Here is a 22,494-nt window from a genome sequence, read left to right on the forward strand (position 1 = left end):
GTACTAATAGGCCGAGGACTTGTTACAAAGACGCTACGCATCCACTGTGCGGTTCTGGAAGAACCGAGCGGCATATCGATCGCCGCACGTACAATTCCACAGAGTTTCGGTGATAATAGCGTTGGGGAAACACCCGGTCCCATTCCGAACCCGGTAGTTAAGCCCTTCTGCGCCGATGGTACTGCACTGGTTACGGTGTGGGAGAGTAGGTCGTCGCCGAACATTCTTTCCAGAAGACCCTTGAGGGTCGAGCACTCCGGTGCTCCCCTCAGGGGTCTTTTGGCGTGCCCGGACGAGGATTTTCGCTTGCCCACCCTGGTCTGATGGACGCATGGACGCGGTCGTGCACGCCACCCTGGAATCGTTCGACGCCGCCACACACGATCGGCTGACAGCCGATCCGGTGCGAAACACCATCGCACTCACGTCGCTGGACCGCATCCGCCGCCTGCCGGCCGAGCACTTCCCGACGCTGATCACCTTCCACGAGGACAACCAGGTCGTGGGTTCCCTGATCCGCACCCCGCCGTGGCCGTTCCAGGCAGCCGACCTACCGCCGGCCGCGGTCGACCTGGCCGTGGCGGTGGCCGCGAAGATCGACCCGGACGCTCCTGGCGTCACCGGCCCGCGGGAGAGATCAGAGGCGTTCGCCACAGCGACGGGCAAGAGCTACACCGAATCCCTGGCCACCAGGCAGTACCGCCTCGGCACGCTCGTGCCCCCGTCCGTCGAAGGCACCGGTCGCATGGCCGCGGAGGACGACGTCGAACTCCTGGCGGCCTGGCGCAAGGCATTCCTCGCAGAAGCCGTGCCGGAAGCACCGGACGAGCCGACGGCCGAGACCATGCGGAGCTCCCTGCGCCTGGGCAACGGCCACGCCCTCTGGGTGATCAACGGCACACCGGTCGCCTGGGCCGTCGCCAGTCTCCCGCAAGCCGGCATGACGAGGGTCGGCCCGGTCTACACCCCGCCCGAACACCGCCGGCACGGCTATGGCGCGGCGGTGAGCGCGATCGTCAGCCGGTGGGCGCTCGACCAGGGCGCCACGGACGTCCTGCTCTTCGCCGACCTGACCAACCCGACCTCGAACTCGATCTACCAGCAGATCGGCTACCAACCACTCGACGACTGGGCGGAGTTCTGGTGGAAGCACTGAGCCACAACGACATCAGGGACTTCCTCGCCGTGGCGGGGGACTTCCTCGGCGCCGATCCGGTGAACCACAGCGTGCACCTGACAGGCCTCGACGCCGCGCTGCAGGGACGCAGACCGGCGGTCACGCTGATCTCCCTGCACGACGACGGAAGCGTCGTCGGCGCGGCGACCAGGATGCAGGGCCGCCCGTTGCACGTCGCCGCGATGCCGGTCACCGCCGCACCGCTGGTGGCGGAGGCCCTGCGCGGCGAGGAGATCACCGAGGTCACCGGCACGCGGGACAAGGTCGAGGCCTTCCGCAGGCTGTGGCGAGAGGGCGGCACGGAGACCTACGCCCTGCGCCTGTACCGACTGGAGGACCTGGTGGTGCCGGACGTGCCGGGGGAGTCGAGGCTCGCCACCCCCGCCGACGACGACCTGATCACCGAGTGGTGGATCCAGTTCGTCGCCGAACTCGACGGCCTCCCGCGCGACGAGGCCGAGAAGCGGGCGGGCGACAGCCGGTGGATGGACGCGGGCCACGTCCTGTGGCTCGTCGACGGCGTCCCCGTGTCCTGGGCCGGGAGCACCGCCCCACTCGCCGGCGTGTCCAGGGTCGGCCCGGTCTACACACCACCCGAGCACCGGCGGCACGGTTACGCGGCCGCCGTCACCGCGGCGGTCAGCCAGTGGGCGTACGGCGAAGGCGTCGAGCACGTCGTGCTGGCGGCGGACCTCGCCAACCCCACGGCCAACTCCATCTACCAGGGCATCGGCTTCCGCCCGGTCTCCGACTGGTCGGAGTACCGCTGGGACCAGGCGCTGCCTCCGGGACCCTCGTCCGCGTCTCTCACCTGACGAACTCGCAGGGCAGCGCCTAGCCGAACAGCTCAGGCGACAGCGGGCGGTTGCGGACGTGGGAGGAGAACACGAGCGACGTGGTGGTGTCGCCGTAGCGCTGCATCACCTCGACGAGCTCCTCCAGTTCGGCCATCGACCGGCAGACGACCCGCAGCAACCAGCAGTCGTCGCCGGTCACGTGGTCGGCGTCGAGGACCTGGGGCAGCACCAGCACCTGCGCGCGGAACCGCGGCGTGTCCAGCGACCGCACCCGCACGCGCACGATCGACTCGATCGGCAGTCCCAGCCGGGCGGGCGCGAGCACCGCGGTGAAGCCCGTGATCACGCCGAGGGCCTCCAGGCGCCGCACCCGTTCGGTCACCGCCGGCGCGGACAGCGACACCTCGCGGCCCAGTGCCGTGAACGACATCCGCCCGTCCTGCTGCAGCAGCGACAGGATCTTCCAATCCACCGCGTCGAGTTCCACCTGGGAATCATAGGGAGAACGGTCCGAACGCCTGGAGTTCCGCATGTCCTGAGAGGACCGGCGCCAGCAGGATCAGGGCATGACGAACGCACTGCGCTTCCCCGCCGCCGACCCGCGGGCCGCCGCGGCCCACTTCGCCGCCGAACTCGCGTTCGAGGCCGACCCCGACGACGTGCACCGCGACCTCCAGGACGGCAACACCAGCGGCTACGTGCTCGTGGAGACGCGGGCACCGGAAGCGTTTGCGCAGGCTCGCATCCCCGGTGCTATCAACCTGCCCTACCGCGACCTGCCCGCCGTTCTCGACCTCGATCCCGGCTTGGTCTACGTCTGCTACTGCGAGAGCTTCCAGTGCAACGCGGCGACCAAGGGCGCGCTCGCACTCGCCCAGCGGGGGTACCGCGTGAAGCGGCTGTCCGGCGGCATCACCGCGTGGCGGGACGCGGGCTATCCGGTCGAGTCCGATCACCTCGCCGGAGCAGGTGTATCCAAGGTCGCGTGTCGCTGCTGAGGACGGCCCACCTAGGCTCAAGTGCGTGAACGCACCTCGACTGCTCGTTCTGCAGCCCTCGGAGTCGGACCCGCTGGCCAAGCTCGGTGACTGGCTCGAAGCCGAGGGCGTCGAGCTCGACCTCGTCCAGCTCAAGAGCGAACCCGCGCCGGCGAACCTCGACGGCTACCAGGGCGTCATCTGCCTCGGCGGCGAGATGGGCGCGCTCGACGACCTCGACCACCCGTGGCTCGCGGACGCGCGCCGGCTGCTCTCCAGCGCGGTGTCGAAGAAGGTGCCGACGCTCGCGATCTGCCTCGGCGCGCAGCTGCTCGCGGCCGCCACGGGCGGTCAGGTGCGCAAGGGTCCACAAGGGCCGGAGGTCGGCGTGCTGCTGGTGGCGAAGCGGGACGCGGCGGGCATGGACCCGCTGTTCGCCGACCTGCCGTTCACCCCCGACGTCCTGCAGTTCCACAACGACGAGGTGCACCTGCTGCCGCCCGGCGCGGAGCACCTCGCGGCGTCCCCGAGATATCCGAATCAGGCGTTCCGTGTCGGGGAGAGCGCTTACGGCCTGCAGTTCCACATCGAGACGACCCCGGAAATCGTCTTGCACTGGGCCGCGAAGGATCCGGATTCGGCGTCCTGCGCGCGGCCCCACCACTTCGACCAGGAGTTCCTCGAGGAAGCGCACCGCGACTTCGAGGAGGTGTGGCAGCCGTTCGTCGCCCGATTCGCGAAACTCGTTCGGGGAGAACTGTTGCCCGCGGGTGGTCTGGGCACACAACTTCCGTTGGTGTGACGTTACTTTCGTAGGTTTTAAGACATCCTCCGTTGGCGGTACCGTAATCTCCTGGACAGCTTGTTCGATCCAGCCGGAGGATCACTGTGGATCCCGCTCTTGTAGTGATCATCGTCGTCATCACTGCTCTCATCTTCGACTTCACCAACGGGTTCCACGACACGGCCAACGCCATGGCCACCTCCATCGCCACGGGTGCGCTCAAGCCCCGCACGGCGGTCGCGTTGTCGGCGGTTCTCAACCTCGTCGGCGCGTTCCTCTCCGTCGAGGTCGCCAAGACCATCTCCGGCGGCATCGTCGACGACGCCCAGATCACGCCCGCCATCATCTTCGGCGGGCTGGTCGGCGCCATCATGTGGAACCTCGTCACCTGGTACGCGGGGCTGCCGTCGAGCTCGTCGCACGCCCTGTTCGGCGGTCTGATCGGCGCGGCCTGGGTCTCGTCCGGTGTGGACGCCATCCACTTCGCGAAGGTCGTCGACAAGGTCCTGGTCCCCGCGATCGTGGCGCCGCTCGTCGCCGGTCTGGTCGCGGCCATCGCCACGATCATCGTGTACAGGCTGAAGAAGGCCGCTGACCCGCGCGTCGCGCACACCGGCTTCAAGGTCGGCCAGGTCGCGTCCGCCTCGCTGGTCTCCCTCGCGCACGGCACGAACGACGCGCAGAAGACCATGGGCATCATCACGCTCGCCCTGATCACGTCCGGCTCCCTCGCGCCCGGCTCCGGCCCGCCCACCTGGGTGATCATCAGCGCCGGTCTCGCCATCGCGGCCGGCACCTACCTCGGCGGCTGGCGCATCACGCACACCCTGGGCCGCGGCCTGACGACCATCGAGCCCGCGCAGGGCTTCGCGGCGCAGACCTCGACCGCCACGGCCATCCTCGCGTCGTCGCACCTCGGCTTCGCGCTCTCCACCACGCACGTCGCGTCCGGCGGCATCATGGGCTCCGGCCTCGGCCGCGACCGCCGCGGCGTCAAGTGGGGCACCATGGGCAAGATGGCCGCGGGCTGGCTGCTCACGCTGCCCGCCGCCGGCATCGTCGGAGCGCTCGCGGGCAAGTGGGCGTCCACCGGCGCCGTGGGGATCATCGGCGTCGCCGCGATCGGCATCGTCGTGTCGGCCGTCATCTGGATCCTGGCCCGGCGTGAGCCGATCAAGCCCGAGCACATCGTCGACGAGGTCGCCGCCCAGGCCGAGCTGCACAAGGTGGCGGCATGAAGGTCGACTGGTCGGCGCTGCTGCAGGTCTTCGGCGCCACGCTGCTGGTCACGGTTCTGGTCGTGACGTTGTTCGTCGTCGGCATCCGCGCTCTGTCGGGTGACAAGAAGGTCCCCGCGTACGCGAGCTTCGCCGGTTGTGTCGCCGTGGTGCTCTACGGACTCTCACTGATCGTCTTCTGACCGTGTGAGCGTATTAGGGTTTGCTCACGATGAGCGAACCAGTCCGCCACGCGTCCCCAGCACGATTCGGCCTCACCGAGCCGCGCAGCGAGGAAGTGCTGCGCGGCCTCGGCCTGTGGGCTGACAGACGGCCTTCCGACGGTTCGGAACCGGTGCTGGCCGCCCTCTCCCGCTCTCCCGATCCCGACCTCGCCCTCCGCGGCTTGGAGCGGCTCCAAGGCGTCGCCGACTGGGACGCCCTGTCGGCCGCGCTGCACGAGGACGTCGTGGTGCGCGGGCGGCTGCTCGCCGTGCTCGGCTCGTCCACGGCGCTGTCGGACTTCCTGGTCGCGAACCCCGGACGGTGGCGTTCGCTGACCGACGGGGTCGACGTGTCGCTGGACCTGGCAGAAGACGACGTGCTGCGCACCGAGTACCGGGCGAGGCTGCTGATCGTCGCGGCCAACGACCTGGCGCACGTCGTCGAGCCCGATCTGCCGTTCGTCCCTTACGACACGGTGGCCGCGCAACTGTCCGATTTGGCCGTGTCGGCTCTTCGGGCGTCGCTGAAGCTCGCCGCGGAACGCGTGAACGGTGCTGACCGCTGCCGGCTCGCGGTGATCGCGATGGGCAAGTGCGGCGCGAACGAGCTCAACTACGTGAGTGACGTCGACGTCGTGTTCGTCGCCGAGGGCGACCTGGGCGTGGCGACGCGGCTGGCCAGCACGATGATGCAGATCGCGGGCCAGTCGTGCTTCGAGGTCGACGCGGCGCTGCGGCCCGAGGGCAAGGCGGGCGCGCTGGTCCGCACGCTCGACGGGCATGCGTCGTACTACAAGAAGTGGGCGCGGACCTGGGAGTTCCAGGCGCTGCTCAAGGCGCGGCCGGTCGCCGGTGACGCCGAGCTGGGACAGGCGTACCTCGACGTCGTGCGCCCGTACGTGTGGACGGCGGCGGAGCGCGAGAACTTCGTCGAGGACGTGCAGGCGATGCGGCGCCGCGTCGAGGACCACGTGCCGACCGGGCTCGCCGACCGCGAGCTGAAGCTCGGCCGCGGTGGTCTGCGCGACGTCGAGTTCGCGGTGCAGCTGTTGCAGCTCGTGCACGGGCGGTCCGACGAGGGCCTGCGCATCCAGGCGACGACGGCCGCGTTGGCCGTGCTGGGCCAGGGCGGGTACGTCGGGCGGGACGACGCGGCGGACTTCGGGCGCTCGTACCGGTTCCTGCGCACGCTCGAGCACCGGCTGCAGCTGCAGCGCTTGTTGCGCACGCACCTCTTCCCCGCCGACGACGACGTGGCGGCGTTGCGCTGGCTGGCGCGGTCGGTCGGGCTGGCGGCGGACGGGCGCAAGTCCGAGGGGCAGGTGCTGCTCGCGGAGTTCCGCAAGCACGCCAACCAGGTCCGGCGGCTGCACGAGAAGCTGTTCTACCGTCCGCTGCTGCAGTCCGTGGCGGGCGTGCCGACCGAGGCGTTGCGGCTCACCACCAAGGAGGCCGTGGCCCGGCTGGCGGCCCTGGGCTACACCTCGCCCGACGGCGCGTTGCGGCACATCCAGGCGTTGACGCACGGGATGTCCCGGCGTGCTCGCATCCAGGGCGCGCTGCTGCCGGTGCTGCTCGACCTCTTCGCCGGCACGCCCGATCCGGACGGCGGTCTGCTCGCGTACCGGAAGGTGTCCGAGGCGCTCGCGGAAACTCCCTGGTACCTGAGGCTCCTGCGCGACGAGGGCGCGGTCGTCCAACGGCTCGCGGTGCTGCTGGGCACCTCGCGGCTGGTGCCCGATCTGCTCGTCCGCGCGCCGGAGGTGTTGCGGCTCTTGGCGGACACCGACGCGCTTGTTGGCGGAGATCCGCACGCGATCGGGAAACCCTTGCGCAGCGCCGTTTCCCGGTACGGGGACGCGGCGCGGGCGATCGCGGCCGCGCGATCGTTGAGGCGCCACGAGATGTTGCGGATCGCCGCCGCGGACCTGCTGGGGTTCATGCCGTTGAGCACGGTGTGCGTCTCGCTGTCCGAGGTGTGGGGTTCGGTGCTGCAGAGCGCTTTGGACGCGGCGGTGCGCGCGTCCGGTGAGCCGGTCGCGGCGTTGTCCGTCATCGGCATGGGACGGCTCGGCGGGCACGAGCTCGGCTACGGCTCGGACGCCGACGTGCTGTTCGTGTGCAGGCCGTTGGAGGGCGTGACCGACGCCGACGCGGTGAAGTGGGCCAGCGGGGTCGTGGAGAAGATCCGGCGGCTGCTCGGCGCCCCGTCGCAGGACCCGCCGCTGCAGGTCGACGCGGACCTGCGGCCCGAGGGCCGGCAGGGGCCGCTGGTGCGGACGCTCGAGTCCTACCGCGCGTACTACCGGCAGTGGGCCGAGATCTGGGAGAAGCAGGCGTTGCTGCGGGCCCGGTTCATCGCCGGTGACGCCGCTCTGGGCGCCGACTTCGAAGAGCTGATCGAGCCGCTGCGGTACCCGGCCGGCGGGCTGGACGCGGCGTCGGTGCGGGAGATCCGGCGGATCAAGGCGCGGGTCGACGCGGAACGGCTGCCGCGCGGCGCCGACCCGAGCACGCACACCAAGCTCGGCCGCGGCGGGCTCGCGGACGTCGAGTGGACCGTGCAGTTGTTGCAGCTGCAGCACTCCGGTGCCGTGCCGGGCCTGCGCACACCGTCCACAACGGCCGCGATGGAGGCCGCCGTCTCCGCCGGCCTGCTGGCCGCCGAGGACGCGGCCGCGCTGACGGCGGCGTGGAACCTGGCGACGCAGGCCCGCAACGCCGTGACGCTGGTGCGCGGCAAGGCGTCCGATCAACTGCCGACGTCCGGCCGCGACCTCGTCGCCGTGGCGTCGGTGATGGGGCACGAGCCCGGCGGTGATCCGGGGGAGTTCATCGAGGAGTACCGCAGGACCACCCGTCGTGCACGTGCGGTCGCGGAGCGTGTCTTCTACGGTGAGAAACCGTGAAAGCCATCGCGCTGACCGAGTTCGGCGACGCCGAGGTCATGTCGTTGCAGGAACTGCCCGATCCGCTGCTCGGGCCCGACCAGGTCCTGGTGGAGGTGCGTGCCGCCGGGGTGAACCCGGTGGACACCAAGATCAGAGCCGGGTACCTGCGGGGCCTGATGCCGCACCACACACCGCTGATCCCCGGCTGGGACGTGGCAGGCGTCGTGCGCGCGGTCGGCATCGGCGTGCAGGCCTGGAAGCCGGGCGACGAGGTGCTGGCGTACGCGCGCAAGGACCACGTCCAGTTCGGCGCCTACGGCGAGCTGATCTCGCTGCCGGACCGGCTCGTCGCGCGCAAACCGTCCACCGTGGACTTCGTGACCGCGGCAGCGTTGCCGCTGGCAGGGCTGACGGCGTTGCAGTCGCTGAAGGCCATCGGCGCCGGCTCCGGTGACGTCGTGCTGGTGCACGCGGCCGCCGGTGGCGTCGGGCACCTGCAGGTGCAGATCGCGCGGGTGCTCGGCGCGTCACGGGTGATCGGCACCGCGTCGCCGCGCAACCACGACTTCGTGCGTTCGCTGGGGGCCGAGCCGGTCGCCTACGGTGACGCGCTGGTCGACGCGGTGGCGGAGCTCGTCGGTGGCGACGGCCTGGTCGACGCCGTGGCCGACAACGCGGGCGGGCTCGCGTTCGACCAGTCGTTGCGGCTGGTGCGCGACCGGGCGCGGATGACGTCCATTGTGGACGGCCCGCGGGCGCTGGAGAACGGCGTGGTCAACACGTGGGCCCGGCCCGACGCCGAGCAGACGCGGTGGCTGGTGGACCTCGTCGCGGACGGCCGGCTTCGGGTCGAGGTGCAGCAGACGTTTCCCTTGGAGGAAGCCGTGAAAGCGCACAAGCTGCTCGAAGGTGGCCACGTGCGGGGAAAAGTTGTGCTGACGGTCTGAAATCTTCAGGTATTTCTTCAGGTTCGGGGGCGCTCCTGGCCGGAACGCCCCCGAACCGGGGACTCACTCCTCGTCGGCGTCCGGGTCCACCGCCGGAGCGCTGGTGTAGACCTCGACGACCCATTCCTCCACCAACGTGTCAGCGTCGTCGGTGTCGGGAACGAGCCTGTTGTAGACGCGGACACCGAGGTCGAGCACGTCAGCGGCCTGAACCGCTTCGAGGGCCTCGGCCGCCGAGTCGACGATGTGGGTGGTGAGCAGCTGCGGAGCCGTGAATTCGGCGACATCTTGGGACACGGCCGGACCCTAGCGCATTGACGTTTCACCCAATCGAGATGAGACTAGGCGCGCTCAGCGGGGGAGCTGTAGTCGTCTCGGGGGTCTAGCAGAGGAAGTCATGCAGCATCGCAGGGTCACGCGCCGAGGAAAGACCGTGATCGCCATCGCGGGCGTGGCTGCCGGAGTGCTCGCACTACTCGGTGTGATCGAATACGCACTGAGCGGTGGCAACTCCGCCGCTCAGCCCAACGTCACCGCGACCACGACTACGTCGAACGGCGTCGAAACTCCTGACGCCGCACTGGAAACGACGGAGCCGTCGGCGGACGTGAAGGTCGGGACCGGCTCGTTCAAGCAGCAGCGCGGCATGCTGACCATAGAGGTCAACCGCGTGGAAGCGGCCAACGGCCGCGTGAAGCTCTTCGTGACGGCCACCAACGCCTCCCAGGCCAGGATGACCCTCCCCGTCGTGGGAATCGCGGTCCTCGACGACCTGAACCGCACCTACGCGGCGTCGAGCAGCAAGTGGGACGGCCTCGTCACCCAGGGCACCACCACGTCGGGCACCGTCGTCCTCGACGAGAAGATCGGCACCGGTGTGAACTCGCTCACGCTGACGTTCTCCTCGATCTCCGGCCAGTTCGCCCCGACCGGCGCCGCGATCACGGTCACGGGAATCCCGCTGCCGAAGTGATTTTCCGACAGTTCCGGGTACGCCTGAACGCATGACCCAACGCGGCAGTGACACCCACGGCTTCCTGAAGGACGACCACCTGAAGAAGGAGGTCGAGAACGAGCTGCGCGCCAACGGCCCCACGCGCGCCGAGGCGTGGCGCGAACCGGAGATGCCGGAGCCGGACGAAAAGCCCGAGGAATCCCTCGGCTAACTCGCCTAGCCTGTCGCCCGTGAAGTACTTGTTCTTCTGGGGCCACCAGCCCGAACGAGACGGCGGCATCGGCAAGGGCTGCCTCTCGCAGTGGTGGCCGTGCACGTTCGTCGTGGACGGCCAGCCGTTCGCCTCCGCCGAGCACTACATGATGTGGCGCAAGGCGTTGCTCTTCGACGACACCTCGACGGCGTCACGCGTGCTGGCCGCCCGCACCCCGGCCGAGGCCAAGGCGCTGGGCCGCCAGGTGCCGGGTTTCTCCGGCGACGTCTGGGACGCCTCCCGGTTCGGGATCGTCGTCGAGGCCAACCTGGCGAAGTTCGGCCAGGACCCCGCGCTGCGCTCCTACTTGCTGGGCACGGGTTCCCGCGTCCTGGTCGAGGCCAGCCCGCAGGACCGCGTGTGGGGCATCGGCCTCGTCGCCTCCGACCCGCGCGCCGCGGACCCCGCCCAGTGGCTGGGCCTCAACCTGCTGGGAGAGGCCCTGATGGAGGTCCGCACCCGGCTCTCCGCCTGAGTCCTCTGTGGATCTTCGTGGGCCGCCCGGCACTGCCGGCAGTAGAGCCGGAACACGCCGGTCTGCTTTGGCCACTTCTCGAAGCTCGGCTGGTTTGCGTCGGCCAGCGAGGCCACGAGCCCGCCCGGGTCGAAGAATCGGAAGGCGAGCGCGCCCAAGCCCGGTGAACCCGCCAGCCGTCCCGCCCGTGTGTCAGGACGTCAGGGACATCTCGCAGGGGAGAACTGATGTTCAGCTATTCGGGACCGGCCCGGCTCATCTACGCGGACGGCACCGCGTTCGCGATGGAGCGGGTCGATCTGATCGAGACCGTGAACGACATCGGTGAGTGGCAACTGTCCGGAGCCGGCACCGCCGCCGAGCCCCTCACCGGAGGCGAGGCCCGGATCAAGCTGCCGACCGGCGGTGATGCCGACGTCATCGTCTCCAACGTGCGGGTCAGCGGGTCGTCGTCCACGGTGACCCTGCTCGGCGCTTAGACAGGCCGAAGGCCCGGCGGGAACTCCCGCCGGGCCTTCGCCGCAAAGCTCAACCGATCACACGTCGTAGGTTTGTCGGTGGTCGCCGGATACCTGCGGCTCGCCCTATTGCGCCTAGTCTGACCTGCTGGTTTGCTGTCGACGTTTGTGGTCGTTGATCGACGCTGATCCACGTCTGACGGCCTGGAGACGGCCTGATCTTGGTCCGTCACGCCTTGGTATAAACACTCGTCGACCTGGAATAGTGATTCGGTCAGGGTGGCACGAGTAAGAACTTTAAGATCTGCTCTACAGTGCGCCGGTGGCGCTGAAGAAGAGCAAGCCGTCCGTCCAAGCGGTGTCTCTTAGTTGGGTCAAGCTATGGCGCGACGACCTGGCGGAAATAGCCGACTTGATGTTGGAAGCCGCCGAGCCTGGCGAGTCGCTGCTGATCCAGATCGACGAGGACTACACCGCAACTGCTGTCGAAGACCTTGCAGACCATCCGAAGCCTCGTGTCGATCAGGTCACTATGGTTGTTGGTGGTGGTCGCATCCGCCTTGTGCTTGCGCCCACCGAGGCTGCTCTTGAAGTCGTCGAGCCGGACTTGGCCGCCACCGGAATGTTGATGAAGGTCCTGGCAGTCGCGAGGCGATGTCGCACGAGCTCACTGTTGTTGAGGCAGGCCGCCGAGATCATGGTCGAGGCAGTGTTCTCTGTGGTTACACGCAGATGGCCGACGCCACCTCGGATCAACAGATCGGGTGCAGTCGTGCTGACGCGGACGCGCGCAGAGGCGCCATCGTATTGGGCCAGGAAACGCGACGACGTGATGCTTGCAATCGTCTCTGCGTTGGTGGGCGGGGTCATTGGTTACTTTGTGAACATGATCTCATAGCCCGAGCCATCATCGCTGGCCGTTGACGTGGAGCGTTGACGGGCGTCGATCGCCGTGCCCAGCTTGGTCAAGTCGACCACTGTGCGATCGTCCCGACCGATGTTCGCTGGCAGCTCGTGGTTCTGCTTTTGGCGGCGCGCTGCCACGCCACCACGGGGACTGCGCCGCCGTGGCCGGCGGGCGGAGCGAAGCGGGAGCCCGACGTGCCCGGATGGATGCGGGTCGCGCTGGTAGGCGACTGGCCCGCCGCGCGCCGCCGACGGCGGCGCCTTGATCCTATAGAGCTGAATTCAGCAGTGCACCGAGCCCAAGCAACGGCGATCACGACCACGGCATCAGGGAGCGGGTAGAAACTGCTGCACCTTGTACGGCATCTCGTAGATCATCCGCAGCAGTTGAGTTGTGAACGTGAGCGTTCCAAGTGCGCGCTCTCGGTCTGTCGCAGGGATCTCGTGCGTTGCAATGTTGCCGTGCTGACGGATCAGGTCAGTCCACGGATGCATAGGGGGAGTGATGTACCCCTCGTCTTGCAGATATGAGATGTAGTTAGCGAAGCTCTTCTCGGCTTCTGCGCCCTTGTCCACCGCGACATGCATAAGGATCTTCCTGCACATGAGTTCGCTCGACGTATAGGCGGCGACTGAGGCGCTGCGTCGGGCTTCCGTGTAGGCGGCGGCCACGTCTGTCGGGAGGCCTTCCACAGCCTCACCTGCGGCGCCCGTTGGCGCTAGCTCATGCGCGTTCATCACGGCACCCTTATGGCATGAAGTGCAACGGAGCCAGTGGACGGTCGTGGCACCAGCCTCCATAGAGTCCGAGATGTAGGCCACGACTGCTCCGTTCACCTGAGCGTCGCAGTGAGGGCAGATAAACGGCATATGCGCTGCGGCGTCCGTGATCTCGATCGCCGCGCTGCCGGGTGCACCTCGGACATATCTGATGCTGCTGTGACCAGCCATGAAGGGTAAATTAGTCCGCTCGCCAAGAGATTCGTGCCGACACGCGCAACTCCTACTTGATGGATCGGACCAGAGACAGAAGTTGGTTGGCGATGCCAGGTGCGGCAGCGATCGTGTGCGTTGATGCCCGCGTGTGTTCGGCACCTGAACTGTCCTTTACTAGGACACCTGCCTCGCGCGCGATGAGGATGCCTGCGGCAAGGTCGAGGGTCTTGTTGGACATGACCACCGCACCGTCAATGCGCCCCTCTGCCAACCACGCAAGATCATGTGCAGCGGATCCGAACATCCGGACGCGCTCGACCTGGGCGGCAAGCTCGGCGGTGAGGGCGATCCTCTGGCGGTTCTTGTCTGCGGCGTCCTCGCCCAGCGCGTAGTCGCCAATCGCCACGATCGACTTGGACAGTTCGGCTGTCTTGCTTGCTTCGAGCCTCTTCCCGTTGACGAACGCGCCTCCGCCCAGAACGGCGGAGTAGTGAAGATCCAAGTAGGGAAGCGAGATCACTCCGATCACCGTGCGGTCGCCCTGGAGCAGCGCCAGAGAGACGCCGCACAGGGGCACACCATGAACGAAGTTGGCGGTGCCATCGATCGGGTCTAGCCCCCACACGTACGGGCTGTCGGTGCTGGCGTCGCTGCGGCCCTCCTCCTCACCCACAAAATCGATCTCCGGTGTTGCCTCGGCGAGAAAGGCGCGGACCTCGTGCTCAATCCGGACGTCCACCTCGGTGAAGGTGTCACGGTCGGACTTCTCGGTGACGGTGTGCGGGCGGGTGTTCTTGATCAGCTCGTTGCCGAGTCGGACGGCGCTCCTGGCCACGTCCGTCAGGTGGTCGAGCTGGTGCATCAAGCAACCTCCCGTGCGCGGTCCCACATGGAGTCGAAGACCTGGGCGAACGTGGTGTAGAGACCGGGCATGGTCTCGTCCTTCTCGATCACGAGCGTCGGTGACTCCACCCCGCGTGCGTCTGGCAGGTAGGGCTGCACCAGGCACTTGAGCTGATCGATGATCGCGCTCGTGGAAGTCGGCGTGCTCGCCCCTGACGTGCGGAAGGCTTCCACGCGCTGCGGCACTTCTTCGCGTCGATGCTCCTGGAGCAGGGCATCGGCATCAGGGCGTTGGCGGAGTTCCTCGGCCACGCTGACCCGGCGTTCACGCTCCGGGTCTACACCCACCTGATGCCGTCTAGCTTCGAGCGAGCGCGGCTGGCGATCAACACCGGTCTAGGGCTCGCTGACTTGCGGGCGAATGCCGCATGATTTCAAGCAGACTGAGGATCGGGTAGGTAAATCGAGATCGTCACTCGATCCTCAGTCTGTTTCGGTCAGAAAAGATCTCTAGTCGATATTCAAAAGAGGTCGAGATCTTGCGGGGTGAGATTTTATTTGTCTGGATTTGAGTGTTGGTCACACATCATTTCGCGGCTCAAAATCCAGCTCGCGGGGAAGGAGGCGCAGGAGGTTAAGTACCACCTCTGGTGGCCGCTTCGCGCTGCGGGCGGCCAGCTGCGTCAGCGCGCCGCAGATGTCGGTGAAGCAGAAAAGCAGTGCAGTCTCTCCCGCTGTGCCGTGTTGGGCAAGCAATGCTTCTGCGGTCGCGCGGGCATGCTGCTGACGGCTGATCACATCCTGGGTACCGGTGCTTACAAAGCACGAATCGATCAACTCGCAGATGGCGTGCCAAGCGTCGAACCGGGCGCGATTGAAATTACGATTATCCACTCTGGGGCTCCACGTTTCGTGCCCAATGAGGGCAGCGTTAACAGAGCCACACCAGACGCGGACCGAGTAGTCGGTGTTGGCTGGGGATACCGAAACGGATTGTCTCTTCCGTTCCCCTCGCCACGATCGCCCCTACTAACCGTCCAGCGGCCTAGGGGAGCCGATCCGCGCGCGCAGCCTATCGGATGGGGTTGCTGGCACTTGTTGAGGGCTGGCCTCACTGGGCAGAGCCCCAGCAGAAAGGCCGAGGGCCGGGCGACTGAAACAGTCACCCGGCCCTCGGCCTGTGGTCGATCAGGCGGCCTCTCCACGGCGGACGGCCTGGAGACGGCCTGGCTGGGGCTTCAACCGGTGAAACGCCCGGTCAAAGCCCCGCGCCGATCACACGTCGTAGTACAGCGCGAACTCGTAGGGGTTCGGGCGCAGACGCAGCGGGTCGATCTCCTGCTCGCGCTTGAACGAGATCCAGGTGTCGATCACGTCCGGCGTGAACACGCCGCCCTCGAGCAGGAACTCGTGGTCGGCCTCCAGGTTGTCCAGCACCGCGTCGAGGGTGGCCGGGACCTGCTTGACGTCGCGGGCCTCCTCGGGCGGGAGCTCGTAGAGGTCCTTGTCGATGGGGGCCGGCGGCTCCATCTTGTTCTTCACGCCGTCGAGGCCCGCCATGACCATCGCGGAGAACGCGAGGTACGGGTTGCCCGAGGAGTCGGGGCAGCGGAACTCGACGCGCTTGGCCTTCGGGTTGTTGCCCGTGATCGGGATGCGGATGCACGCCGAGCGGTTGCGCTGGGAGTAGACCAGCGAGACCGGGGCCTCGTAGCCGGGGACCAGGCGGTGGTAGCTGTTCACCGTCGGGTTGGTGAAGGCCAGCAGCGACGGCGCGTGGTGCAGGATGCCGCCGATGTAGTGGCGGGCGGTGTCGGACAGGCCCGCGTAGCCGCTCTCGTCGTGGAACAGCGGCTGGCCGTCCTTCCACAGCGACTGGTGCGTGTGCATGCCCGAGCCGTTGTCGCCGAACAGCGGCTTCGGCATGAAAGTGACGGACTTGCCGGCCTGCCAGGCGGTGTTCTTGATGATGTACTTGAACAGCATCAGGTCGTCCGCGGCGTGCAGCAGCGTGTTGAACTTGTAGTTGATCTCGGCCTGGCCGCCGGTGCCCACCTCGTGGTGCGCGCGCTCGACCGTGAAGCCCTGGGCCTCCATGTTGAGGACCATCTGGTCGCGCAGGTCGGCGTAGTGGTCGTTCGGGGTGACCGGGAAGTAGCCGCCCTTGTACTTGACCTTGTAGCCGAGGTTGCCGCCCTCTTCCTCACGGCCGGTGTTCCACCAGCCGGAGACCGCGTCGATCTTGTGGAAGCTGGCGTTCGCGGTGGTGTCGAACTGGACCGAGTCGAAGATGTAGAACTCCGCCTCGGCGCCGAAGTACGCGGTGTCGGCGATGCCCGAGTCGGTGATGTACTGCTCGGCCTTGCGCGCGATGTTGCGCGGGTCGCGGCTGTACGCCTCACGCGTGAACGGGTCGTGCACGAAGAAGTTCACGATCAGCGTCTTCTCGATCCGGAACGGGTCGAGGCGCGCGGTGAACAGGTCGGGCAGCAGCAGCATGTCCGACTCGTGGATGGACTGGAAGCCGCGCACGGAGGAGCCGTCGAAGGCGAGACCCTCTTCGATGGCGTCAGCGTCGAACGCCTTGGCCGGCAGAGTGAAGTGCTGCATCACGCCGGGCAGGTCGCTGAACCGCACGTCGACGAACTTGACGCCCTCGTCGGTGATGAACTTCAGCACCTCGTCGGAATTCTTGAACACCCTCGTCGACTCCTTGACTATGGACAACGGCTTGTCATCACGAGCGACCGTATGCGGGCGGTGTTGCCCGTCCGTCACTCCGATGTTTCGCCAGTGTTAACGGGGCCGTCCAACGGGGCAAGGCGACCTGCCCGTGCTCACCCGTTGAGCACGGCTTTACTCTGGTGGGGTGAGCAGGTGGACCGGTTCGTGGCTGTCTGGACCTAATTCGGTGCTGTCGCCGGGTGACGACTCGAACGACGGCACGCAACAGCGCTGGCGTGGTGAGCGCCACGGCTTCCCCGAGAAGGGGCCGGGCTCCATCGCCTCGATCGGGCGGCGCACGTTCGCCATCCTGGTCGACTTCCTCCTCGCGGCGGGTGTCGCGGGACTGTTCACCATGCCCGACCTGCCGAAGAACTGGAGCCTGCTGGCCTGGTTCGTCATCACCGTGGTCGCGGTGGCGTTCTTCGGGTTCACGCCGGGGCACGCGCTGCTCGGGCTGCGGGTGGCGCGGATCGACGGCAAGACGTTCGTGCACCTGCCGCGCGCGTTGCTGCGCACCGTGCTCATCTTCCCGCTGATCCCGGCCCTGGTCTGGGACGCGGACGGGCGGTGCCTGCACGACAAGGCCGCGGGCACCGTCGTCATCAAGGTTCGCTAGCCGCCCGCCGGAACCTGCCCGGCGCGACGCCGAACTCGCGCTTGAACGCCGTCGCGAAGGCGAACTCGGACGTGTAGCCGACCTGGCGCGCCACCGCGGCCAGGGTCTCGTCGCCGTCGCGCAGCAGCCGTGCGCCGCTGCTCAGCCGCCACCAGGTCAGGTACGCCATCGGTGGCTGTCCCACGAGCGCGGTGAACCGGCGGGCGAACGCCGTTCTCGACATGCCCGCCCGGCCCGCGAGCTCGGTGACGCTCCACGGGTGCGCCGGCTCGCGGTGCACGTGGCGCAGGGCGGCGGCGATGACCGGGTCCGTGAACGCGGCGCACCACCCGGCGCCGGGACTGCGTTCGGACTCCTCCTCCAGCCACGCGCGCAGCAGGTAGACGAGCAGCAGGTCGATCAATGCGGGCAGCGCGGCTCCCGCGCCGGGCCTCGACTCCGCGACGTCCGCGCCGAGCAGGTCGACGGCGGCACGCAGCGCGGGATGCCTGCCGGGCCGGGCGCGCAGGTGCAGCACCTCGGGCAGGGTGCGCAGGAACGGGTGGGCCTGGCCCCGGTCGAGCCGGTAGGCGCCGCACACCAGGTGGGTGTGCGCGTCGGGATCGTCCGGCGCGTCGTCCTCGTCGCGGGCCGGCGGCAGTTCGGCGACGGTGCGGTCCGGGCGGTCGCTCAGGCCGTGCATCGCGCCGTGCGGGAGGAACACCACGTCACCGGCGTCGAGGCGGATCGGCGCGCCGGTCGGGGGGATCAGCCAGCACGACCCGCGGACCACCACGTGGAAGCCCGCGCCGGGGTACGGGCCGAAGCGGTGACCCCACGAGCCCGTGAAGCGCGAGCGCGTGAACTTGGCGCGACCCACGCGCATGGTGGCGATGGCATCGGTGAAGACGTCCACCGTGCCACCCTAGCCGCGGTCCGATCGCGTATTTTCCGGGCGGTTTCGAGCATGGGAACGACCGTTTGCCGGTACCTACGGTTGACCACATGACCGCTTACGTAGTGATCGACTCCGACATCGCCGACGACGAGGGCTTCCAGCAGTACGTGGACCAGGTCTTCCCGCTGCTGGAGAAAGCAGGGGCGCGCAACGTCCTGGACGAGGCCGCGCCGCTCGTGCTCGAGGGCGACTGGTCGTGGCGCAGGCTCGTGGTCCACGAGTTCGAGAGCAGGCAGGCCGTGGAGGAGTTCTGGAACTCGCCCGCGTACCAGCCGCTCAAGGAACTGCGGCGCAGGTACTCGACGGTGCGGGTCGTCGTGGGCGGGGCCTGACGCGAAACGGCGCCTGTCCCCGCTGGTGAAGGGGACAGGCGCCGTTTCGGCGGAGCGGGTTCGTCAGCCGCGGCGGCGCATGGCGCGCTGGACGTTGCGCATCTTCGCGCCCGCGGGCATCGGGCCCTTGGGCAGCGCGGCGCCACGGCTGGCCAGCGCGGCGAGGCGGGTCTCGAGCGTGTCGACCTGGGCGGCCGTGATGTTGCGCGGCAGCTTCATCAGGGTCGACTGCAGCTTCTTCAGCGGGATCTGCCCGTCGCCGCTGCCGATGATGAAGTCGTAGATCGGGGTCTCGCCGATGACGCGGGAGATGCGCTTCTTCTCCTGCGCGAGGAGCGGCTTCACGCGCTGCGGGGCGCCCTCGGCGACCAGGACGACGCCCGGCCGGCCCAGCACGCGGTGCACGGCGTCGAGCTGCGTGGTGCCCGCGACGGCGGGCGTGACGCGCCAGCGGCCGCGCAGGTTCTCGAGCGCCCAGGCGCCCGCGCCCGGCTGACCGTCCGCCTTGCGGAAGACGTTGCTCTGGACGCGGCGGCCGAAGATGATCACGGCCAGCAGCGCGCCGATCGCAATGCCCAGCGGCACGAAGATCCACACCGCGTTGAAGACGATGCCCAGGACCACGGCGACCGCGACGGCGCCGAGCAGGACGCCCAGCATGATCGGCACGAGCGCCTTGTCCTCGCGGCGCTGCATCTTGAACGCCTCGAAGATCTGCTTGCGCCGTTCGCGCGATGCCGCACGGCGAACCTTCGCCGCTTCCTTCGCCGCCGCTTTGTCCTGCTTACCAGCCATGCCTGTCAGGATACGGCGCGCTGGTCTCGGTGTTGCATCGGCCGTCTGCGAGACTGCCTGGCTATGGACGCGTTGCTGGAGGGTCTCGATCCGGAACAGCGTGCAGCGGTCGAGGCTCCACGCGGTCCCGTGTGCGTGCTCGCGGGCGCCGGTACCGGCAAGACGCGCACCATCACGCACCGCATCGCCTACCTGTGCCAACGCGGCCACGTCGCTCCGTCGCAGGTCCTCGCCGTCACGTTCACCAAGCGCGCCGCGGGGGAGATGCGCACACGTCTGCGTTCTCTGGACGTGCACGGCGCACAGGCCGTGACGTTCCACGCCGCCGCCTCACGTCAGCTGCGCTACTTCTGGCCGCGCGTCATCGGCGGTCCGCGCTGGGACCTCGTCGACCAGAAGATCCGCGTCATCGCCCGCGCCGCGTCCCGGCTGGGGATGCCGACCGAGACGGACGCGCTGCGCGACCTGACCAGCGAGATCGAGTGGGCGAAGGCGTCGCTGCTGACGCCGGAGGACTACCCGGCCGCCGCCGCGCGCGCCGCACGGGACATCCCGGCGCCCGCCGAGCAGATCATGAAGCTCTACACGACCTACGAGCAGCTCAAGAACGAGGCGCAGCTGCTCGACTTCGACGACCTGCTGCTCTACACGGCGGGCGCGCTGGAGGACAACGCGGAGGTCGCGCAGGAGTTCCGCGACCGCTACCGCTGCTTCGTCGTCGACGAGTACCAGGACGTGACGCCGCTGCAGCAGCGCGTGCTCGACTCGTGGCTGGGCAACCGCGACGACCTGACCGTGGTCGGCGACGCGAACCAGACCATCTACTCGTTCGCCGGCGCCTCGCCGCAGCCGTTGCTGAACTTCGGCCGCCGGTTCCCCGAGGCGGTCGTCGTGCGGCTGGAGCGCGACTACCGCTCGACGCCCCAGGTCGTGGAGCTGGCCAACGACGTCATCAAGTGGGCGCGCGGGCGTCCGGCCGGGTCGCGGCTGCAACTGATCGGGCAGCGGCCGGACGGGCCGAAGCCGCGGTTCCACGAGTTCGACGACGAGCCGAGCGAGGCCGACGCCGTCGCGGGCCGTGTGAAGACGTTGCTCGACGAGGGCGTCGCGGCGTCCGAGATCGCGGTCCTCTACCGCGTCAACGCGCAGTCCGAGGTGTACGAGCAGGCGCTCGCCGCGCTCGGCATCCCGTACCTGGTGCGCGGGGGCGAGCGCTTCTTCGAGCGCGCCGAGGTGCGCCAGGCGATGATCACGCTCCGCTCCGCGGGCGAGGTGTCCGGGAGCCTGCCCGAGGTCGTCCGCTCGGTGCTCGGCCGCGTCGGGCTGACCGACGAGCCGCCGACCGGGGGCACCGCGCGGGAGCGCTGGGAGTCGTTGCTCGCGCTGGTCGAACTCGCCGAGGAGTTCGCCGTCTCCTCTCCCGAGGCCGACCTGCCGCGGTTCTGCGTCGAGCTCGACATGCGGGCCGAGGCGCAGCACCCGCCCACCGTTGAAGGCGTGACGCTGGCGTCGCTGCACGCGTCGAAGGGCCTCGAGTGGGACGCCGTGTTCCTCGTCGGACTGGTCGAGGGCACGATGCCGATCCAGTACGCCGACGGCGACGACGCGAAGATCGAAGAAGAACGCCGCCTTCTCTACGTAGGTGTCACACGCGCGCGTGAGCACATCTGGCTGTCGTGGGCGCTGGCGCGCGCTGCCGGCGGGCGCAAGTACCGCCGCCGTTCGCGGTTCCTCTACAGCCTCGTTCCCGAGAACCACCCGGCCGCACGGGTATCCAGCGGCGCGCAACGGCCTCCTCTCATGAAGAAGGAGAAGCCGACTTGCCGCGTGTGCGCGTCGACCCTGGTCGAGGCGCAGGCCGTCAAGCTCGGCCGATGCAGGTCCTGCCCGTCCGATGTGGACGAAGATCTGCTCGAGTCGCTGCGCCACTGGCGTGCGGGGCGGGCGCGGGAGCTGAAGGTGCCCGCGTACGTCGTCTTCACGGACGCCACGCTGATGGCGATCGCGGAGCAGCGGCCCACGGATTCGGCAGGGCTCGTCGCGATCTCGGGCATCGGGGCCTCGAAGCTCGACAAGTTCGGCGACGACGTGTTGGGCCTGGTCCGAGCCGGTGTGGGGTACTCCGCCACCTGATCGGGACAAGTTTCGTTAAATAGGTTGCGAGCCCCAGGTACGGGGTCATAACCTGCTCATGCCGGGTCCGGAGGACCCGTCTGGGGAAGAAGAACTACTACTACACGCTCTAGCTCTCTGCAGCAGAGCTCTCTATGGAGGAGGTGGCCGTTGTGAAGCTCTTCATGACTTCGCGCGCGCTCGGCCTCCCCATGTCCGAGGGCCTCTGCACGTCCGCATCCGCTCAGGCCTCGTGGCAGCAGTCTGCCCTGAAGCCAGTGGCGCTGCTGACTCGTGAGCGGGCCACCGGACTGCGCGGCACCGCCCTGGGTGGCGGCGAACTGCGCAGCGAGCAGCCGATCGTCGCGCTGCCGGTGATCGATGGCGTCCACAACTACACGAATGCGCTGTCCGCGCATCAAGTGAGAAGGCTCCTGCCGACCCCATAGGGGTCGAAGGACCACCAGGCTCACGAAAGCCGCGGACTCGCACAGAGTCCGCGGCTTTCGTGTTTTTGCAGTACCCCACACAAGGAGAAAACCCTGATGTTGACCGCGACCGTCCCGCTCACCGGAGAGGGACTGCCGGACCTCGCGGAGGGGCTCGACATCCCCTGCCGCACCCACAACCCCGACCTCTGGTTCGCTGACGCGCCTGCTGACCTCGAGAAGGCGAAGTCCTTCTGCGGGACCTGCCCGGTCCTCGCGGAGTGCCTTGCCGGCGCGATCGCTCGTCACGAGCCGTGGGGCGTCTGGGGTGGAGAGATCTTCGAGCGCGGTGTCGTCATCGCGCGGAAGCGGCCGCGTGGCCGTCCGCGCAAGGACGCCTCGGTCGTCACTGCCAGCAAGACGGAGGCGGCGGCGTGAACACCGTGAAGCTCAACGACAGCACGATCCCCGCCTACCTGAACGAGGGCCTGACACCCATGTCCCTGAACGAAGAACTCGTGCGAATACGAATACAAGAAGCCCAGAGGTTCGCGGAAGAGCAACGCCTGGCGAACCGCCTCGCGTCAGCGCAACGTTGGCGCAGGTTGTCGCGATGGGCGGGACGCAGAGCGGCTCGCTTCGACCTCTGACAGTCTCGAGCTGAGGCCGTCATCCACGAGAAGGTGGATGGCGGCCTCGGCCGTTCC

The 22,494-nt window shown here is 68.2% G+C and carries 28 protein-coding genes, 1 rRNA gene and 1 pseudogene; 21 read left to right on the top strand and 9 right to left on the bottom strand.

The window, feature by feature from the left end; translation table 11 throughout:
• The first annotated feature begins 105 nt into the window (after nucleotides 1-105).
• From rrf to IE307_RS42800, 3 genes are all read left to right on the top strand, one after another.
• A 5S ribosomal RNA gene (gene rrf / locus IE307_RS42790) occupies nucleotides 106-222 on the top strand.
• Nucleotides 223-331: 109 nt separating this feature from the next.
• A complete protein-coding gene (locus IE307_RS42795; RefSeq protein WP_191305231.1) occupies nucleotides 332-1,156 on the top strand; it encodes a GNAT family N-acetyltransferase in 825 nt (274 codons plus the stop codon).
• A complete protein-coding gene (locus IE307_RS42800) occupies nucleotides 1,144-1,992 on the top strand; it encodes a GNAT family N-acetyltransferase (RefSeq protein ID WP_191305232.1) in 849 nt (282 codons plus the stop codon). The genes IE307_RS42795 and IE307_RS42800 overlap by 13 nt, the downstream gene beginning before the upstream one ends.
• 19 nt (nucleotides 1,993-2,011) lie before the next feature.
• On the opposite strand, the gene IE307_RS42805 is transcribed toward IE307_RS42800, so the two are convergent.
• A complete protein-coding gene (locus tag IE307_RS42805; RefSeq protein ID WP_191305233.1) occupies nucleotides 2,012-2,461 on the bottom strand; it encodes an Lrp/AsnC family transcriptional regulator in 450 nt (149 codons plus the stop codon).
• A gap of 79 nt (nucleotides 2,462-2,540) precedes the next feature.
• Between IE307_RS42805 and IE307_RS42810 the strand changes: the two genes are divergently transcribed.
• The 6 genes from IE307_RS42810 (at nucleotide 2,541) to IE307_RS42835 (ending at nucleotide 9,014) form a co-directional block, all read left to right on the top strand.
• Nucleotides 2,541-2,972: a rhodanese-like domain-containing protein gene (locus IE307_RS42810; RefSeq protein ID WP_191305234.1), complete on the top strand. Its 432-nt coding sequence runs from the start codon at nucleotides 2,541-2,543 to the stop codon at nucleotides 2,970-2,972.
• A 25-nt stretch (nucleotides 2,973-2,997) separates the two neighbouring features.
• On the top strand, nucleotides 2,998-3,753 hold the full coding sequence (locus tag IE307_RS42815; protein WP_191305235.1) for a type 1 glutamine amidotransferase: 756 nt from the start codon (nucleotides 2,998-3,000) through the stop codon (nucleotides 3,751-3,753).
• A gap of 86 nt (nucleotides 3,754-3,839) precedes the next feature.
• On the top strand, nucleotides 3,840-4,973 hold the full coding sequence (locus IE307_RS42820; protein ID WP_191305236.1) for an inorganic phosphate transporter: 1,134 nt from the start codon (nucleotides 3,840-3,842) through the stop codon (nucleotides 4,971-4,973).
• Nucleotides 4,970-5,155, top strand: coding sequence for a hypothetical protein (locus IE307_RS42825; protein ID WP_191305237.1), 186 nt, complete (start codon nucleotides 4,970-4,972; stop codon nucleotides 5,153-5,155). The genes IE307_RS42820 and IE307_RS42825 overlap by 4 nt, the downstream gene beginning before the upstream one ends.
• 29 nt (nucleotides 5,156-5,184) lie before the next feature.
• Nucleotides 5,185-8,085 (top strand): bifunctional [glutamine synthetase] adenylyltransferase/[glutamine synthetase]-adenylyl-L-tyrosine phosphorylase, encoded by a 2,901-nt coding sequence (locus IE307_RS42830; RefSeq protein ID WP_191305238.1) that lies wholly within the window; start codon nucleotides 5,185-5,187, stop codon nucleotides 8,083-8,085.
• On the top strand, nucleotides 8,082-9,014 hold the full coding sequence (locus tag IE307_RS42835; protein ID WP_191305239.1) for an NADP-dependent oxidoreductase: 933 nt from the start codon (nucleotides 8,082-8,084) through the stop codon (nucleotides 9,012-9,014). Before IE307_RS42830 ends, IE307_RS42835 begins: the two co-directional genes overlap by 4 nt.
• Before the next feature lie 63 nt (nucleotides 9,015-9,077).
• Here the strand turns inward: IE307_RS42835 and IE307_RS42840 are convergent, their stop codons facing one another.
• Nucleotides 9,078-9,311, bottom strand: coding sequence for a hypothetical protein (locus IE307_RS42840; RefSeq protein WP_191305240.1), 234 nt, complete (start codon nucleotides 9,309-9,311; stop codon nucleotides 9,078-9,080).
• 136 nt (nucleotides 9,312-9,447) lie between these two features.
• On the opposite strand from IE307_RS42840, the gene IE307_RS42845 reads away from it, so the two are divergent.
• The 5 genes from IE307_RS42845 to IE307_RS42865 all read left to right on the top strand — a co-directional run bounded on the left by IE307_RS42845 (nucleotide 9,448) and on the right by IE307_RS42865 (nucleotide 12,053).
• On the top strand, nucleotides 9,448-9,987 hold the full coding sequence (locus IE307_RS42845) for a hypothetical protein (protein ID WP_191305241.1): 540 nt from the start codon (nucleotides 9,448-9,450) through the stop codon (nucleotides 9,985-9,987).
• A 31-nt stretch (nucleotides 9,988-10,018) separates the two neighbouring features.
• Nucleotides 10,019-10,180 (top strand): hypothetical protein, encoded by a 162-nt coding sequence (locus IE307_RS42850; protein ID WP_191305242.1) that lies wholly within the window; start codon nucleotides 10,019-10,021, stop codon nucleotides 10,178-10,180.
• A gap of 19 nt (nucleotides 10,181-10,199) precedes the next feature.
• A complete protein-coding gene (gene ybiA / locus IE307_RS42855) occupies nucleotides 10,200-10,697 on the top strand; it encodes a riboflavin biosynthesis intermediates N-glycosidase (RefSeq protein WP_229905597.1) in 498 nt (165 codons plus the stop codon).
• Nucleotides 10,698-10,924: 227 nt separating this feature from the next.
• A complete protein-coding gene (locus tag IE307_RS42860) occupies nucleotides 10,925-11,176 on the top strand; it encodes a hypothetical protein (protein WP_191305243.1) in 252 nt (83 codons plus the stop codon).
• Nucleotides 11,177-11,477: 301 nt separating this feature from the next.
• Nucleotides 11,478-12,053 (top strand): hypothetical protein, encoded by a 576-nt coding sequence (locus tag IE307_RS42865; RefSeq protein WP_191305244.1) that lies wholly within the window; start codon nucleotides 11,478-11,480, stop codon nucleotides 12,051-12,053.
• Between the two features lie 335 nt (nucleotides 12,054-12,388).
• Here the strand turns inward: IE307_RS42865 and IE307_RS42870 are convergent, their stop codons facing one another.
• From IE307_RS42870 to IE307_RS47170, 3 genes are all read right to left on the bottom strand, one after another.
• The gene (locus tag IE307_RS42870) at nucleotides 12,389-12,799 is read right to left on the bottom strand and encodes a DUF4145 domain-containing protein (protein WP_191305245.1); all 411 of its coding nucleotides are present in this window, start codon (nucleotides 12,797-12,799) and stop codon (nucleotides 12,389-12,391) included.
• A gap of 265 nt (nucleotides 12,800-13,064) precedes the next feature.
• On the bottom strand, nucleotides 13,065-13,859 hold the full coding sequence (locus IE307_RS42875; RefSeq protein ID WP_191305246.1) for an inositol monophosphatase family protein: 795 nt from the start codon (nucleotides 13,857-13,859) through the stop codon (nucleotides 13,065-13,067).
• On the bottom strand, nucleotides 13,859-14,152 hold the full coding sequence (locus IE307_RS47170; RefSeq protein ID WP_505744290.1) for a DUF5919 domain-containing protein: 294 nt from the start codon (nucleotides 14,150-14,152) through the stop codon (nucleotides 13,859-13,861). Before IE307_RS47170 ends, IE307_RS42875 begins: the two co-directional genes overlap by 1 nt.
• Here IE307_RS47170 and IE307_RS42885 point away from each other — a divergent pair.
• Nucleotides 14,057-14,272 (top strand): annotated as a pseudogene (locus tag IE307_RS42885) (tyrosine-type recombinase/integrase); the annotation flags it as partial. The gene IE307_RS47170 and the pseudogene IE307_RS42885 sit on opposite strands and share 96 nt — an antisense overlap.
• Nucleotides 14,273-14,419: 147 nt before the next feature.
• Here the strand turns inward: IE307_RS42885 and IE307_RS42890 are convergent.
• Both IE307_RS42890 and glnA read right to left on the bottom strand, forming a co-directional pair.
• Nucleotides 14,420-14,734 (bottom strand): hypothetical protein, encoded by a 315-nt coding sequence (locus IE307_RS42890; protein WP_191305249.1) that lies wholly within the window; start codon nucleotides 14,732-14,734, stop codon nucleotides 14,420-14,422.
• 381 nt (nucleotides 14,735-15,115) lie between these two features.
• Entirely contained in the window at nucleotides 15,116-16,540 is a 1,425-nt protein-coding gene (glnA, locus tag IE307_RS42895; protein ID WP_191305250.1) for a type I glutamate--ammonia ligase, read from the bottom strand.
• A 211-nt stretch (nucleotides 16,541-16,751) separates the two neighbouring features.
• On the opposite strand from glnA, the gene IE307_RS42900 reads away from it, so the two are divergent.
• Nucleotides 16,752-17,183 carry an RDD family protein gene (locus IE307_RS42900; RefSeq protein ID WP_308436447.1) on the top strand — a complete coding sequence of 144 codons (432 nt, stop codon included), beginning with the start codon at nucleotides 16,752-16,754 and terminating at the stop codon, nucleotides 17,181-17,183.
• Here IE307_RS42900 and IE307_RS42905 read toward each other — a convergent pair.
• Nucleotides 17,170-18,078: an AraC family transcriptional regulator gene (locus IE307_RS42905; RefSeq protein WP_191305252.1), complete on the bottom strand. Its 909-nt coding sequence runs from the start codon at nucleotides 18,076-18,078 to the stop codon at nucleotides 17,170-17,172. The genes IE307_RS42900 and IE307_RS42905 overlap by 14 nt on opposite strands.
• An 89-nt stretch (nucleotides 18,079-18,167) precedes the next feature.
• Between IE307_RS42905 and IE307_RS42910 the strand changes: the two genes are divergently transcribed.
• Complete coding sequence (locus IE307_RS42910) at nucleotides 18,168-18,452, top strand: DUF1330 domain-containing protein (protein ID WP_191305253.1); 285 nt, start codon at nucleotides 18,168-18,170, stop codon at nucleotides 18,450-18,452.
• 63 nt (nucleotides 18,453-18,515) lie between these two features.
• Here IE307_RS42910 and IE307_RS42915 read toward each other — a convergent pair whose 3' ends face one another.
• On the bottom strand, nucleotides 18,516-19,247 hold the full coding sequence (locus IE307_RS42915; protein WP_191305254.1) for a DUF4191 domain-containing protein: 732 nt from the start codon (nucleotides 19,245-19,247) through the stop codon (nucleotides 18,516-18,518).
• A 63-nt stretch (nucleotides 19,248-19,310) separates the two neighbouring features.
• On the opposite strand from IE307_RS42915, the gene IE307_RS42920 reads away from it, so the two are divergent.
• The 4 genes from IE307_RS42920 (at nucleotide 19,311) to IE307_RS42935 (ending at nucleotide 22,437) form a co-directional block, all read left to right on the top strand.
• Nucleotides 19,311-21,380 (top strand): ATP-dependent DNA helicase UvrD2, encoded by a 2,070-nt coding sequence (locus tag IE307_RS42920; protein WP_191305255.1) that lies wholly within the window; start codon nucleotides 19,311-19,313, stop codon nucleotides 21,378-21,380.
• Between the two features lie 152 nt (nucleotides 21,381-21,532).
• A complete protein-coding gene (locus IE307_RS42925; RefSeq protein ID WP_191305256.1) occupies nucleotides 21,533-21,808 on the top strand; it encodes a hypothetical protein in 276 nt (91 codons plus the stop codon).
• Between the two features lie 96 nt (nucleotides 21,809-21,904).
• A complete protein-coding gene (locus IE307_RS42930; protein ID WP_191305257.1) occupies nucleotides 21,905-22,225 on the top strand; it encodes a WhiB family transcriptional regulator in 321 nt (106 codons plus the stop codon).
• On the top strand, nucleotides 22,222-22,437 hold the full coding sequence (locus tag IE307_RS42935; protein WP_191305258.1) for a hypothetical protein: 216 nt from the start codon (nucleotides 22,222-22,224) through the stop codon (nucleotides 22,435-22,437). The genes IE307_RS42930 and IE307_RS42935 overlap by 4 nt, the downstream gene beginning before the upstream one ends.
• Nucleotides 22,438-22,494: the final 57 nt, after the last annotated feature.

The organism is Lentzea cavernae (assembly GCF_014653695.1).
Taxonomy (GTDB): Bacteria; Actinomycetota; Actinomycetes; order Mycobacteriales; family Pseudonocardiaceae; genus Lentzea; species Lentzea cavernae.